The 13,678-nt window shown below is 55.1% G+C and carries 14 protein-coding genes; 10 read left to right on the top strand and 4 right to left on the bottom strand.

Annotated elements, in window-relative coordinates; all coding sequences use genetic code 11:
* Positions 1-29 precede the first annotated feature (29 nt).
* The 6 genes from TEU_RS09785 (at position 30) to TEU_RS09760 (ending at position 5,249) form a co-directional block, all read left to right on the top strand.
* Complete coding sequence (locus TEU_RS09785; RefSeq protein ID WP_050003607.1) at positions 30-320, top strand: hypothetical protein; 291 nt, start codon at positions 30-32, stop codon at positions 318-320.
* A 9-nt stretch (positions 321-329) separates the two neighbouring features.
* A complete protein-coding gene (locus TEU_RS09780) occupies positions 330-1,322 on the top strand; it encodes an ArsA family ATPase (RefSeq protein WP_050003606.1) in 993 nt (330 codons plus the stop codon).
* Positions 1,312-1,602 carry an iron-sulfur cluster assembly protein gene (locus tag TEU_RS09775; protein ID WP_050003605.1) on the top strand — a complete coding sequence of 97 codons (291 nt, stop codon included), beginning with the start codon at positions 1,312-1,314 and terminating at the stop codon, positions 1,600-1,602. Before TEU_RS09780 ends, TEU_RS09775 begins: the two co-directional genes overlap by 11 nt.
* Before the next feature lies 1 nt (position 1,603).
* Positions 1,604-2,257: a hypothetical protein gene (locus TEU_RS09770; protein ID WP_050003604.1), complete on the top strand. Its 654-nt coding sequence runs from the start codon at positions 1,604-1,606 to the stop codon at positions 2,255-2,257.
* 69 nt (positions 2,258-2,326) lie between these two features.
* The gene (locus tag TEU_RS09765) at positions 2,327-3,112 is read left to right on the top strand and encodes an alpha/beta hydrolase (RefSeq protein WP_050003603.1); all 786 of its coding nucleotides are present in this window, start codon (positions 2,327-2,329) and stop codon (positions 3,110-3,112) included.
* Positions 3,113-3,197: 85 nt separating this feature from the next.
* Entirely contained in the window at positions 3,198-5,249 is a 2,052-nt protein-coding gene (locus TEU_RS09760; protein WP_050003602.1) for an ABC transporter permease/ATP-binding protein, read from the top strand.
* On the opposite strand, the gene TEU_RS09755 is transcribed toward TEU_RS09760, so the two are convergent.
* Entirely contained in the window at positions 5,242-6,261 is a 1,020-nt protein-coding gene (locus tag TEU_RS09755; RefSeq protein WP_050003601.1) for an adenylosuccinate synthetase, read from the bottom strand. The genes TEU_RS09760 and TEU_RS09755 overlap by 8 nt on opposite strands.
* 154 nt (positions 6,262-6,415) lie before the next feature.
* Here TEU_RS09755 and TEU_RS09750 point away from each other — a divergent pair, with 154 nt between their 5' ends.
* Together TEU_RS09750 and TEU_RS09745 are read left to right on the top strand one after the other, a co-directional pair.
* Entirely contained in the window at positions 6,416-6,694 is a 279-nt protein-coding gene (locus tag TEU_RS09750) for a hypothetical protein (RefSeq protein ID WP_050003600.1), read from the top strand.
* A gap of 48 nt (positions 6,695-6,742) precedes the next feature.
* Positions 6,743-7,669 (top strand): SDR family oxidoreductase, encoded by a 927-nt coding sequence (locus TEU_RS09745; protein WP_050003599.1) that lies wholly within the window; start codon positions 6,743-6,745, stop codon positions 7,667-7,669.
* A 46-nt stretch (positions 7,670-7,715) separates the two neighbouring features.
* On the opposite strand, the gene TEU_RS09740 is transcribed toward TEU_RS09745, so the two are convergent.
* Entirely contained in the window at positions 7,716-10,226 is a 2,511-nt protein-coding gene (locus TEU_RS09740; RefSeq protein ID WP_050003598.1) for a CDC48 family AAA ATPase, read from the bottom strand.
* Positions 10,223-10,978 carry a hypothetical protein gene (locus tag TEU_RS09735; protein WP_050003597.1) on the bottom strand — a complete coding sequence of 252 codons (756 nt, stop codon included), beginning with the start codon at positions 10,976-10,978 and terminating at the stop codon, positions 10,223-10,225. The genes TEU_RS09740 and TEU_RS09735 overlap by 4 nt, the downstream gene beginning before the upstream one ends.
* 121 nt (positions 10,979-11,099) lie before the next feature.
* Here TEU_RS09735 and TEU_RS12005 point away from each other — a divergent pair, with 121 nt between their 5' ends.
* Positions 11,100-11,234 (top strand): hypothetical protein, encoded by a 135-nt coding sequence (locus TEU_RS12005; RefSeq protein ID WP_265100825.1) that lies wholly within the window; start codon positions 11,100-11,102, stop codon positions 11,232-11,234.
* 107 nt (positions 11,235-11,341) lie between these two features.
* On the top strand, positions 11,342-12,544 hold the full coding sequence (locus TEU_RS09730) for a molybdenum cofactor synthesis domain-containing protein (RefSeq protein WP_050003596.1): 1,203 nt from the start codon (positions 11,342-11,344) through the stop codon (positions 12,542-12,544).
* Here the strand turns inward: TEU_RS09730 and TEU_RS09725 are convergent.
* Positions 12,541-13,626: an ATP-binding protein gene (locus TEU_RS09725; protein ID WP_050003595.1), complete on the bottom strand. Its 1,086-nt coding sequence runs from the start codon at positions 13,624-13,626 to the stop codon at positions 12,541-12,543. The genes TEU_RS09730 and TEU_RS09725 overlap by 4 nt on opposite strands.
* Positions 13,627-13,678 lie beyond the last annotated feature (52 nt).

Below are 13,678 nucleotides of genomic sequence, written 5' to 3'. Positions count from 1 at the left end.
ATTTCTCCCATTTTCATTAGGTGGTGAGAATGAAGGATAGAGAAAAAAGCCCGGTAGAAAACCTCAAAGCTTTTTTAAGGGGGTTTTTCGGCGCGTTTAAACACAGCTCAACCGAATATCTTGAGTTCGAGCTGAGAGAGCTTGAGAACGTCTTCGCGCTCATCCTTATGGGCGAGTTCGTGGGGATCCCCAGCCCACCCACTACCCTTGTGATACGGCTCCTTCCCCATATGACGCGTGAGCTTTACGTTATGCAGCGCAGGGTCGTTGATATGGACGACATCCTCGGCGAACTGGCCGGCATGTTTGAAATAACGTGAGGTGAGCACATGAGGGAGTTCTTCGTCCCCAAAAAAGGCTACCGCGTCGTCTTTTTCATAGGAAAAGGTGGAGTCGGCAAGACAACCAGCTCAGCGGCGGCGGCAATCGCCCTCGCTGAGGGGGGATACAAAACGCTGATAGTATCTCTTGACCCGGCGCACAACCTTGGGGACGTACTGATGGAGAAGCTCTCTGATAAACCGAAGAAGATAACCGAAAACCTCTACGCGGCAGAGCTCGACATGGAGAAACTGATAAAGGCCTATCTAAAGCACCTTGAGGAGAGCATGAAGCACACCTACCGCTACCTCACTGTCATAAACCTAGAGAAATACTTTGAGGTGCTGAGCTTCTCGCCCGGAATAGAGGAGTACGCCACTCTCGAAGCGATAAGGGAAATCCTGACCAGGGGCGACGAGTGGGACGTCATAGTCTTTGATACCCCACCCACGGGCCTGACACTCCGTGTCCTCGCCCTCCCCAAAATCTCCCTCATCTGGACGGACAAGCTCATTGAAATAAGGAGAGCCATTCTTGACAAGCGCGCTGCGATAGCCAACATCCACGGCGAGCAGGAGTTTGTTGTGGAGGGCAAGGAGTTCAAGCTCCCGACAAGGGAAGAAGAGGACGCGGTTATGAAGGAGCTAAAGACCTACAGAGAGGAAGTTGCATTCGTCGAGAGCGTGCTCACAGACCCAGAGAAAACGAGCGTCGTGGCGGTGATGAACCCGGAGATGCTACCTCTCTATGAGACCGAGAGGGCATACGAAAGCCTTAGGAAGTTCAAGATTCCCTTCAACATGATAGTTATGAACAAAGTCCTCGAACTGAGGAATGATGTTCCTGAATTGAAAGCAAGGCTTGAGGCCCAGCGGAAGGTGCTCATGGAAGTTGAGAGGCGGTTCAAAGGGCTGGAGATTGTGAAGATACCCGTCTTTCCGGAGGAACCAAGAGGGGTCGAGAGGCTTAAGGAGCTTGGGGGAATAATAGTTGGACGTTGAGAAGGAGGTATACCAGAGGCTTAGACAGGTTAAAGAACCGATAACGGAGATGGACATAGTAAGCCTTGGACTTGTTGAGAAAGTCATTGCTGACGAGGACGGTGTAAGGATTTACCTGCGCCTTTCAGAGGGGCTACGACACCCGTTCCAGAACGCCCTCAGCTGGCCTGTGAAGCGGAGAATCGTTAAGGACATCGTTGCTATCCTCGATGATATCGCCCGTCTTGAGATACTGGATTCAAGAACCCTTGAAAGGTATTACCCGCTGGAGGAGGATTAAGATGGACAACCAGGCGCTGTTTGCGGCAATATTTGTCTTAGCTGGAATCTCAGTTATCCAGTACTACCGCGGAAGGAAGCTCAACCTGCTTTTGATGGAGCACTACATAAGGGCGATAAAGGAGGTCGTAAAGCCCGAGAGCGAGGACTATACGTGGCTCGGCGGATACATCGGCTTCCGCGCTGAATACAAAGTCAACCGCAACAACACCAGGAAGTTCGAGTATACTTTAACACTCTTGCCGAGGCACAGCATCCTTTACTTTCCGATTTCCCTGCTAACCAGCAGACACGACAAGCTCTACATTGTGGTCAGGCCCTTTGCCCAGATAAAGCGCGAGGCGCACCTCATCCAGAAGGGCTACTACAGGCTGAAGCCGGACATCGAGAACGAAGACTTCCTCCAGAAGGAGACGATTGAGATTGCCGGGAAACAATACGAGGCCTTATACGAGAAAAAGCGGGACATCGAAAACCTTAAGGAGCTCGTTGAAAGCCTCTCCAACCCCCACAACGTCAAGCACGTTTCGCTCACGCCGAAGACCAACGTATTCTACGTCCTGATGAAGCCAGAGCCGGACACAATTGGTGAGGACGTCCAGAAAATCGTCCGCTTTGCCAACGAGAGGATAAAGGAGAACCGATTTTCATATTAATCCGCACTTCGGGGTTCGCACTGAAAACCTTAAATCTTCCTTTTCTAAATTTCCCGACTGGCGATGACTATGGCTGAAATATATAAAGCCAAGTTCGGAACCCCCGAGCGGGGCTGGGTGGTTCTTGTCCACGGCCTCGGAGAGCACAGCGGGAGGTACGGAAGGCTGATTAAAGAGCTCAACGATGCCGGCTTCGCTGTCTATGCCTTTGACTGGCCCGGTCACGGGAAGAGCCCCGGCAAGAGGGGGCACACCAGCGTTGAAGAGGCTATGGAAATAATTGATTCTATAATTGCAGAAATAGGTGAGAAGCCCTTCATCTTCGGGCACAGCCTCGGCGGCCTAACCGTAATACGCTACGCCGAGACGAGGCCCGACAAGATACGCGGCCTCGTGGCCTCCTCGCCCGCCCTCGCCAAGAGCCCGGAAACGTCTGGCTTCATGGTGGCCCTCGCAAAGTTCCTTGGAAAAATAGCCCCAGGAATAGTGCTCTCCAACGGCATTAATCCAAACCTGCTTTCCAGGAATCCCGAGGCGGTTAAACGTTACATTGAAGACCCCCTTGTCCACGACAGGATTTCGGCCAAGCTCGGAAGGAGCATCTTCGTGAACATGGAGCTGGCACACATGGAAGCAGATAGAATAAAAGCCCCTGTCCTGCTCCTCGTTGGCACTGGCGACGTCATAACGCCCCCGGAGGGGGCAAGAAAACTCTTTGAAGAGCTCAAAATAGAGGACAAGACGCTTAAAGAGTTTGAGGGGGCCTACCACGAGATATTCGAAGACCCAGAGTGGGCTGACGAGTTCCACAGGACGATAATCCAGTGGCTGGTTGAGGGGGCCTCCCGGAGCTAGTGGGTCGATTGTGATTAATTGTAAACGCCGAGAAACCCAAAAAATATTTATCCTTTTACCCCATTTAATTATATGGGGATTTACTATGGCGTGGGAACCGTCTATGGTACTTCTGGCCCCCGAGGACCTCGTTGTGGAGGGACTTGCCGAGCTCATTGGGAGGGCAGGTTTCTCGGAGACAGGGAGGGAGTATAAAAAGAGGGGGAAGGCCAGGCTCGCCGTGGTGATAGGGGAGCGCAACGACCCGTTCTACGGGCGAGAGACCCTTGCGGTTGCCCTTTTAAGGGGAAAACCCAAAAAGGACTGGCTTGAAAGCGTGCTGTCGAAGTACGGCAGGGCAGTTCTCATAGCACTAGATGACCTTGACTACGAGCTTGAAGGGATTGCCGTTTTTGGCCCCGAGTGGCTCTCCGAGACCTTTAACCGCTACTCCATAGCACCTCCAAAGACGCTTCTTGAGAAGCTCCTTCCAGAGGGAGAGAAGCCGGAGGAGCTGAAAGAGTTCGTTCTTGATGGGCCGCTCCTTGAATCGGTATCGCCACAGAAGCTCATCGAGGAGGCAAAGAAGGTAGTCTCCTACCGGTTTGGTATCCGGCCCGAGGCTCTCAAACTTGAGGGCCTAACGCTGACGCTTAAACCCGTCTACGTCGTTCCCTGGGTGCGAGAAAACGGCAGTGGTAAGGCTTTCTACGATGGTGAGAACCTCGTTCTAAACGTTGAAGGAGAGCTGAAGGGCAAGGCAATGAAGGCCCTCCTGGAGGACGTTGCGACGGTTCTGGCAACTGAAATAGAAGTGGAGAACGACGTTGACCCCGTAAAACCCGTGGTTGAGGAGGCCGCGAGGCGTGGGTGGCTTGACCTGCGGGCCACCAGCCCAAGAAAAGCATACGTGCCCAAAAAAGCCCAGGTGACGTTCTCAGCAGGTTCAAAGCCCGTGGAAGTTCTCTTCGATTTTGCCATAGGCCGCGTGAGCGCCAAAGCCGAGCCCCTAAGCGGGGAGGAGCTCGTTGAACTGGCAAAGAACCATGTGAGGGCAGAACTTGGCGAAGAGCCGGTAACCGTTGAAATCGTCACCAAAAGGCGCTTCAGCCTGATAAGGGGCAGAACGAGCAGATACCTCTTTGAAATCGAGGTCAATTCCTACAGCGGGGACGTTAGGAGGTTCCAGTCGGCTCTGACCGAGGATGCCATACTGAACGCAGTCCTGTCCAGGTACGGCGACGGTCAGGTAATAGGAGTTGAGAGGCACTCCGGTGCGGTCGTTGTTGACATTTTGAGCGGTGGGAAGGTTCTTGCAGTCCACCTTGACCAGCGGACGGGGGAAATTATCAGCACCCGCGACCTCGGCTCCCCGAAGGAAGTCCTGAAGAGCATCGCGGGCTGGGCCCTTGAGGTCGTCAGGGACATTGAGCTGAAGTCGTGCAAGGTTGCCGGCCACGCCCTTGTCAGAGCTGAGTTCGAGGGGAGCGGCATCAGGGCCCGCCTTGAGTACGACGGCGAGACCGGAAAAGTCCTTGAGTCCTCGCTGGAGGTTGGAGCTAATCTGGCCGCCGAGCTTGCGGTCAGGAAGTATGGGGACTACAGGGCGATATTCACCGAAGAATCTGAAAACGGGTTTATAATAACCCTGGAGGGTGAGCGGGACATCGTTAAGGTCTTCGTATCCCTCTCGGGCGAGGTTAGAGAGACAGACAGGTTCCTCAAGAAGAAGCGCGTCGAGGAAATCGTGCTCGCAAAAATCCTGGAGGTCGAGCCGAACCCCTCCATTGAGTGCCTCAGACTTTCTGACCACTGGGAAGTCGAGTTTACGGGCTCAAAGGCCTTCGGAAGGCTCAAAGTCCACAGGACAACGGGTGAAATTCTCGAATTTGAGCACCAGTACATTGAGAGCGCCATCACCAAAGCGTTCACCCAGTTCGTGAGGGAAAAGTACGGGGACACCATAGAGGTTGAATGGATAGTCCACAACATCGAGGAGGGCTATGCAGGGGTAAAAGGTGTTGGAAAAAAGGGGATATACTTCGGAAAGTACAACACCCTCACAGGGGAGCTGGTGGACCACGACCTCGTCAGGGGAAGCGGCATCTCGTCCAAGTTCAGGCTGGCTCAGGTCGAGAGCAAGTACGCCGTCAAATGACGTCCCGCCTGTCAATGATGTGCTCCAGCTCGGGCCCGGTCTTTATCAGCCCGACCGGGACGCCGACCCTTTCTTCTATCTCCTCTATGAACTCCTTGGCCCTCTTCGGCAGTTTGTCGTAGTCGGTGACACCGAAGGCCTCTTTGTCGTATTTGTCGAGCATCGTCACGGCTAGCATCGTCGCGCCGTTTATCCTCGCCGAATAGCGCGCGAACTCGAAGTCGAACCAGCCGACCCTTCTCCTCCTGCCTGTAACTGTGCCGTACTCAACGAGACCCATTTTCTCAGCCTCTTTCTGACTCATCTCGGTCGGGAACGGCCCCTCTCCGACGCGCGTCGGGAAGCTCTTGAAGACGACTATGACGTCGTCAACCCTCGTAGGCCCTATTCCAACGTCGCTCGCAATGGCAGAAGCTGTTGTGTCCTTTGAGGTCACGTACGGGTAAGTCCCGTAGTAGAGGCTCAGTCCAAAGCCCTGGGTCCCCTCAACGAGGACGAGCTTCCCTTCGTCGAGGGCGTCGTTTACCTCCTGGGCGACGTCCGTCAGATAGGGCTCAAGCTCCTTGATGTCCCTCGCGAGCTTGGCCTTCCTCATGACCCTGTCTGCATTAGCGGGCCCGCAGCCGCTTCCAGTTGTCCCTATCTTTTCGTGCAGGTGGCTGTTGGAGCGGTCTAGCTGTTTGTGCTTCTCCTCAATTATAGCGCAGCGGTAGTCAATCCCGACCCTCTCTGCAACGTTGAAGTCCTTCAGGTGCTCAAGCTCGTGGAAAAAGACCTCCGGGTCAACGAGAACTCCCGCTCCGACGAGAAGCCTGGCCTTGGTCTGCATGAAGCCCGTCGGGAGCTGTCTGACGGCGTACTTCCTGCCGTTGATAAAGACGCTGTGACCAGCGTTCGTTCCCACTCCACCGCGCGCTATTACTTCAGGCTTATCCTTCAGGGCAAGGTACGCTATTATTGACCCCTTGCCCTCGTCTCCCCACTGACCGCCAACGACTATGTAGCTCGGCATGGCTCCTTACCCAGGTTTAAGTCAATAAGTGACTTATAATGGTTTCGGAATGGACAAAAATTTGTTAATCCAAACACGATGCACCCAAAATTTTCATAGTCCGGGAGCACAACCTTAAAGTACTTCGATGACCAAGTAAGTAACGTGATGCCATATGGTGGAGAGCCAGAAGACCGGCTTTAGGGCAGTCCTTAAGGACGGGAAGCTGTTGCTTGTTGAGTGTCCCAGTGAGAGAGTCATCTACGAGTTCACCATTGACGACCTAGCCGACATCATAGAGTTCCGCTATGCCACCCCTTGGAACAAGAGCAAGGACATCATTGAAAAACTCTCCATGATTATAAACGACCTTGTGAGCATCTACTCGAACGTCTCTGGAAACCCACCCTCAAAGGAGGACATTATGAAGGCCGTGAAGCTCAGGATGATTTAACGAGAGAAAGAAACTTAAGGTCTCTCCCCTACATCCCAGGGGTTGAGCATGAGGAACAAGTTAATCGTTGTCACCGGGGGAGCGGGCTTCATTGGCTCGCACATAGCCTGGGAGCTTGTCAAGGACAACGACGTCATCGTCATTGACAACCTGTACACGGGAAAGGAGGAGAACGTCCCTCCGGGGGCAAAGCTCGTCAAGGCGGACATAAGAGATTATGACGCGATAGCCGAGCTGATAAGCCACGCTGACTACGTTTTCCACGAGGCGGCGCAGGTAAGCGTCGTCGAGAGCATACGCGACCCCGTTTTTACGGAGGAGGTAAACGTCCTCGGGACACTAAACATCATCAGGGCTCTCCTTGAAGGCAATGGAAAGCTAATTTTCGCGTCTTCCGCCGCGGTCTACGGCGACAACCCCAACCTTCCGCTGAAGGAAACTGAACGGCCAAAGCCCCTATCCCCTTACGGAGTCACGAAGGCAACCGCTGAAGAGTACCTCCGCGTCTACCACGAGCTCTACGGCCTGCCAGTCGTTTCCCTGCGCTACTTTAACGTCTTCGGCCCGAGACAGAGCGCCAACCAGTACGCAGGCGTGATAAGCATATTCATCAACAGGGCCTTAGCTGGAGAACCGCTTGTTATTTACGGCGACGGCAAGCAGACGCGCGATTTCATCTACGTGAAGGACGTCGTCAGGGCGAACCTCCTCGTCGCCGAGAGCAGGAAAGCCAACGGGCGGGTCTTCAACGTCGCGACCGGAAGGCAGACAACCATTCTTGAGCTCGCAATGAAAATCATTGAAATAACCGGAACAACGAGCTCGATAGTCTTCGACAAGCCGAGGCCTGGAGACATAAGGCACAGCCAGGCGGACATAACTGAGATAAAGAAGCTGGGCTTTGAGCCGGAGTTTTCACTCGAAGAGGGTCTCAAGAAGACGGTCGAGTGGTACAGGGAGCAGAGGGAAACGTAATTCCTAGAAAAGAGATTTAAAGAAAATTGTAAAGGCGTCAAAGCGGTCAGAACGTGTAGTAGTCCACGCCACCGCGCTCCTTTTCATGTCTCCTCTTTCTGCCCTCCTCGAAGTTCTTGTAGTACTCGATCATGTACGGCGTTATGCTGGGCTTGATTTTCTTCAGGGCCTCCTCGAAGTCCCTCTTTGATACCTTGAGCCTCTCAAGGAACTCCTCGCTCTCGCTCTCAACGAGCTCCGTGGGCAGTTCGCGCATGACCCTGCGCATAGTGATGAGCGCGGCTTCTCTGACGAGGGCTTCGAGGTCAGCTCCCGAGTAGCCTTTGGTCTTCTTTGCCAGCTCCGCGAGGCTGACGTCTTCCGCGAGCGGGACGCGTCTCGTGTGCACCTTGAGTATCTCAAGCCTGGTCTTCTCGTCGGGCGCTGGCACGAGCACGAGCCTGTCGAACCTTCCAGGCCTCAGCAGAGCTGGGTCGAGGATGTCCGGCCTGTTGGTGGCGGCTATGACAACGACACCGCTGTTCCTCTCTATGCCGTCCATCTCGGTGAGGAGCTGGTTGATGAGCCTGTCGGTTACTCTGTCCCCCTCGGCACCCCTCGCCGGGGCTATGGCGTCAATCTCGTCGATGAATATGACCGTCGGAGCGGCCTGGCGAGCCTTCCTGAATATCTCCCTAATCCTCTTCTCGCTCTCACCGACCCACTTGCTCAGCACTTCCGGCCCGCGGATGCCGATGAAGTTGGCCTCGCTCTCGTTGGCAACGGCCTTTGCAAGGAGGGTCTTACCGGTTCCAGGCGGACCGTAGAGGAGTATTCCCCTCGGGGGCGTTATGCCGAGCCTCTCGAACGCCTTCGGGTACTTGAGGGGCCATTCCACTGCCTCGCGGAGCTCCTGTTTAACGTCTTCTAATCCACCTATGTCGTCCCAGCGGACGTTCGGAACCTCTATGAGAACCTCCCTGAGAGCGCTCGGCTCGACCATCTTGAGGGCCTCATAAAAGTCTTCCTTCCTGACACGGAGCTCCTGGAGGACTTCGGGCGGTATCTTATCCTGCTCGGGGTTTATCTTGCCTTCATTGATGAGCCTCCTCAGGACGACCATAGCGGCCTCTCTCGCGAGGGCGGCTAAGTCAGCACCGACGAAGCCGTGCGTCTTCTCGGCAATCTCCTCAAGCATCTTGTCTATGAGCCTGTTTCTGACCTCCGCGTATATCTCGCCTTCGCTCTTGAGGATTTCCTTGATTTCTGCCTCGTCTTTGGCCCCCTCAACCTTCTGAATCAGGGCCTCTAGCCTTTCCTCGTTAAAGGACTTCCTGGACTTCATCTCCTTCAGAACCTTCAGGACGGTTGCCTTGTCGTAGTCCGGCTCGAGCGGCATTCCTCTGGTGTGTATCTGGAGTATCTCCTTTCTACCCTGCTTGTCGGGAACGCCGACTTCAATCTCCCTGTCAAACCTTCCGGGCCTCCTGAGGGCAGGGTCAATGGCGTCAGGCCTGTTCGTTGCGGCTATGACTATGATTTTGCCCCTGCTCTTGAGGCCGTCCATGAGCGTGAGGAGCTGTGAAACAACCCTCTTCTCGACCTCGCCGACGACCTCTTCTCTCTTCGGCGCTATGGCGTCAATCTCATCAATGAAGATGATGCTCGGGGCGTTTTCCTCGGCCTCCTTGAAAATCTCTCTGAGCCTCTCTTCACTCTCGCCGTAGAACTTGCTCATTATCTCGGGGCCGTTGATGGCTATGAAGTGGGCGTTGGCCTCGTTAGCGACGGCCTTCGCTAAGAGAGTCTTACCGGTTCCGGGCGGACCGTAGAGGAGCACTCCCTTCGGCGGTTCAATGCCCAGGCGCTCGAAGAGCTCTGGGTGCTTGAGCGGGAGCTCAACCATCTCGCGTATCTTCTGGATGGCCTCGTCAAGACCGCCAATGTCCTCGTAGGTCACCTCGGGGATGCTCTCCTCGCGGACTTCGACCGCCTGCGGGAGCACCTCGACCTCTGTGTTGTAGGTTATCTGGACGATTCCCTTGGGAACCGTGTTCACGACGACGAACTTGAGCTCGCCGAAGCCGATGGGCATCGCCTCGAAGAGACCCCTCAGAAGGTCGTCAAACGGAGAGCCGCCGTAGTAGGTCTCGCTCCTGTTGCTGGCGACTACGAGGTCTCCCTTAACTACGGGCCTGCCGAGCAGGTTCTGCTTCACAAGGTCGCCTGGAATCTGAATGAAGACGCCCTTCTGGGCTGGAGCAAGGACTACTTTCTTTGCCTCCTTGACCTCCGCCCTCCTGACGGTCACGTAGTCGCCTATGCTGACCCCCGCGTTCCTCCTGATGTAGCCGTCCATCCTGATGATGTCCAGTCCGCGGTCGTCAGGGTGGGCGTTGGCCACTATGGCGGCGGTGTTCCTCTCTCCGATCAGCTCAACGATGTCGCCCGGCTCCACTCCGAGCTGTTTCTGGTACTTCCTGTCAAAGCGGACTATGCCCCTGCCGACGTCCCTCTTGAGGGCCTCCGCGACCCTAAGCTTGATCTCATCAACCCTCTCTTCCTTTCCGAATATCATCTTGAACGCCTCCTGTGAAGTTCAATCGCCTCCTCAAGGGTTAGATTCCCGAGGGCAACCTCCCTCGCGAGGCTTGAGGGAATTGTTATGTTGCCGCTCAGCTCCCGGCTCCTCCTCTTTATGTGCTCTATCTCCTTTTTGGTCGGCTCTTTGACCTCAAGGAGTTCCCCTATCGTTGTCTCACGCCCCTCCCTCAGGCCGATGTTGATTGAGGCTACGATGTCCACGACAGAGGAGCTTTCTATTCCCCCGACTTTGGGGGTCGTCCTGAACTCGTTCACGACGATTATGGGGTAATCGTAGCCGAGGGCTCTGCCGAGGGCCTTGAGGGTCATTGTCCTGTGCCTCTTCGCGCCGTGGCCTATCTTTATCCTCGCACCGGGGTACTTTTCGAGCAGGTCAACAACGATTTCAACATCTCGCGGGCTTCCGAGGCGGTGGACTTCTATGACCCTCCCGTCTGCAACGACGCTTAAGCCGGGTCTCTCTCCGGGGTCTATTGCGATGAAGACGTTCTTAAACCTCTCCCTCCCTTCCAGTCTCGCGAGAAGTTCGTCTATAAAGTTCTCATCTCGGACGATGACCTTGACCGGAAAGTCCACCTTATCCTTCTCGCCCGTGAGGACTACCTCAACGTCGTAGGGAATCCTCTCACCTACCCTCAGGCTCAGGAAGGGGATTCCATACTCCTTCAGGACTTTTGTGGCCGTGTAATACACTCTCGCGTCGCCCGTGACAATCGCGACTCTCATGGTACTCACTTCTCACGGCTGATATAAACCTTTTTCGAAATCGAGCTCGGGGCGTTTAAACCTTTTTAAGCCCTGTGGGCTAAAGTTCAGTAGGTCAAAACGAAGCCAGGGTGAGGAGGACATGGAGCCGCCCAAGAAGAAAAAGGTTGAAGTCGAAGAGGAGCTCCTCGACGAGGAGTTTGAGCTCGAAGAGTGGGAGGACGAGGACTGGGAAGAGGAGTGGGAAGAAGACTGGGAAGAGGAGGACGAGTGCTGACCTCCTCCCCGCCCTAAAGGGGCGGGGCTTTCAAAAGAAAAAAGTAAACGCCCCCGTTTACGCAACTCATTTATACTTCAGCACTTTTCTTTTCTTCCGGTGATACGATGGCGTTCCTGAAGGTCGTTCCCCTCGAAAAGGCCCTTGAGGTCATAGACTCATTCCCCTTGGAGCCAAAAGTTGAGAGAGTCCCCCTCGGCGGGGCCCTCGGCAGGGTTCTGGCGGAGGACATAACGTCGCCCATAGACGTCCCGCCCTTTGACAGGGCAACCGTTGACGGCTACGCGGTGAGGGCAGAGGACACCTTTATGGCGAGCGAGAGCGAGCCGGTGAGGCTGAAGGTCGTCGGTGAAATCAACGCCGGAGACGTCCCTCAGTTGGAACTGAAGCCGGGGGAGAGCGTTTACATCTCCACAGGGGCCCCCCTGCCGAAGGGTGCAGATGCAGTCATACAGTTCGAGGACGTGGACAGGGAAGGGGACGAGGTGGTCATCTACAAGCCCGCCTACCCCGGTCTTGGAGTTATGAAGGCCGGTGCGGACATACAGAAGGGCCAGCCCCTGCTCAGGAGAGGGACGAGGCTCGGCTTCAAGGAGACCGCGCTCCTATCGGCCGTCGGGTTGACCGAAGTCCCTGTCTTCAGGAAGCCAAAGGTCGCCGTGATAAGTACGGGCAACGAGCTGATTCTCCCTGGAGAGGATCTCAGGCCTGGCAAGATTTACGATATTAACGGGCGGGCAATCACCGATGCCGTGAGGGAGCTCGGTGGTGAGGCCGTCTTCCTGGGCATAGCCAGGGACGACCGGGAGAGTCTGAAGGCGCTCATAGAGAAGGGAGTGGAGTGCTGTGACATCGTGATTCTGAGCGGCGGCGCGAGCGGAGGGATAAGGGACCTCACCAGTTCGATAATAGGGGAGCTCGGCGAGGTGAAAATACACGGCATAGCGATTCAGCCGGGCAAGCCGACGATAATCGGCCTCATAGACGGAAAGCCGGTGTTTGGACTCCCGGGTTACCCAACGAGCTGTCTCACGAACTTCACCCTCCTCGTCGCACCGCTCCTCAGGAAGCTCATCGGAAGGGAAAGCGAAGTCAGAAAGGTCAGGAAGAGGCTCGCCTACAAGGTCTTCTCGGTCAAGGGGAGGCGCCAGTTTCTCCCGGTCAGGATAGAGGGCGATAAAGCCATTCCAATACTCAAGGGGAGTGGTGCAGTCACTAGCTTCGTTGATGCAGACGGCTTCATTGAAGTCCCGGAGAACGTGGAGATATTGGGAGCCGGAGAAGAGGTTGAGGTCACATTCTTTGGCTAAACACCGTACTCCTTTGCCCATTTCTCGTATTTTCTCAGAAGCTCCTTCTTTATGGGGCTCTTCACCCTTCTGAATGCATAGCGGAAGTCTTCCGCTTCGAGAGGCCTTACTGTGAGCTCTTTTCCTGCTATCGAGCCCACCTTTAGAGGGTCGCTCAGCTCGGGGTTCATCTCCTCCAGCATGTGGAGGACCGCAAAAGTGCAGGCGTTGGCTATTTCTCTACCCGAGTAGAGCTTCCTAACGGCTATCCTGGCCAGCGACTCCAGCGTGACCCGCAGGGGAAACCCCCTTAGATGTATTGCGAATATCTCCTTTGCCCCCTTCTCGTCGGGGAGGGGGACGTAAATCCTCAGCGGAAAGCGGGAGAGCATGGCCTCGTCCAGGTCCCAGGGGGCGTTGGTCGATGCGAGGGTGATTACCCTGTCCGAGTCATGGAACCCGTCTATCTCCGCGAGAATAGTTCCCAGAAGCCTTCTCCCTGCGTCTTCCATTGCGGAGCGCCTCATACCAAGGGCGTCGAACTCGTCTATGAAAACGACGCTTGGGGCTTTCTGCCTCGCGAGGGAGTAGATAGACGAGGCTATCTTGCTGGACTCTCCAAAGTACTTGCTGAGGACGTCGCTCACCTTAACTCCTATGAACGTGGCCTTCATGCTCCCGGCCAGGGCCTTCGCCAGTAGCGTTTTTCCCGTCCCCGGAGGGCCGAAGAGGAGAACCCCCTTCCAGGGCTTGAACTTTCCCGGAACCTTCGCCATTGCTATCCCAACGGCTTGAGCGAGGAGCTTTTTTGCCTCTTCTAACCCTCCAACGTCCTCCCACGTTACGTTTGATGTCGTTATAAGCCTTTCAATTCCGTTGGAGCGCTTTTTAATCTCCGTATCAACGTTCTCAGCTTTTCTTTCCCACTCCTCGGCCAGCTTGAGGTAGTAGTGCGAGAACTGTAACTCCTCGGAAGCGAGCTTCCTCAGGAGGCCGGCGCACTGGAGGGCAAAAAAACGTGCCTTTTCAGGGTTACCCTCTTCAATGGCCTTTTCATAGAGGCGCTCGTACCTCTGGAAAAGTGATGAGTAAGCCATCTTCATTGCGCCGGCCCTCTAAGGAGTTTCTCACTCATTCTTATAGCGCTTTTGTGTA

The organism is Thermococcus eurythermalis, from assembly GCF_000769655.1.
Classification (GTDB): domain Archaea; phylum Methanobacteriota_B; class Thermococci; order Thermococcales; family Thermococcaceae; genus Thermococcus; species Thermococcus eurythermalis.
Note: the sequence above shows the minus strand (reverse complement) of the source record. Positions and strands in the feature narration are given on the sequence as shown.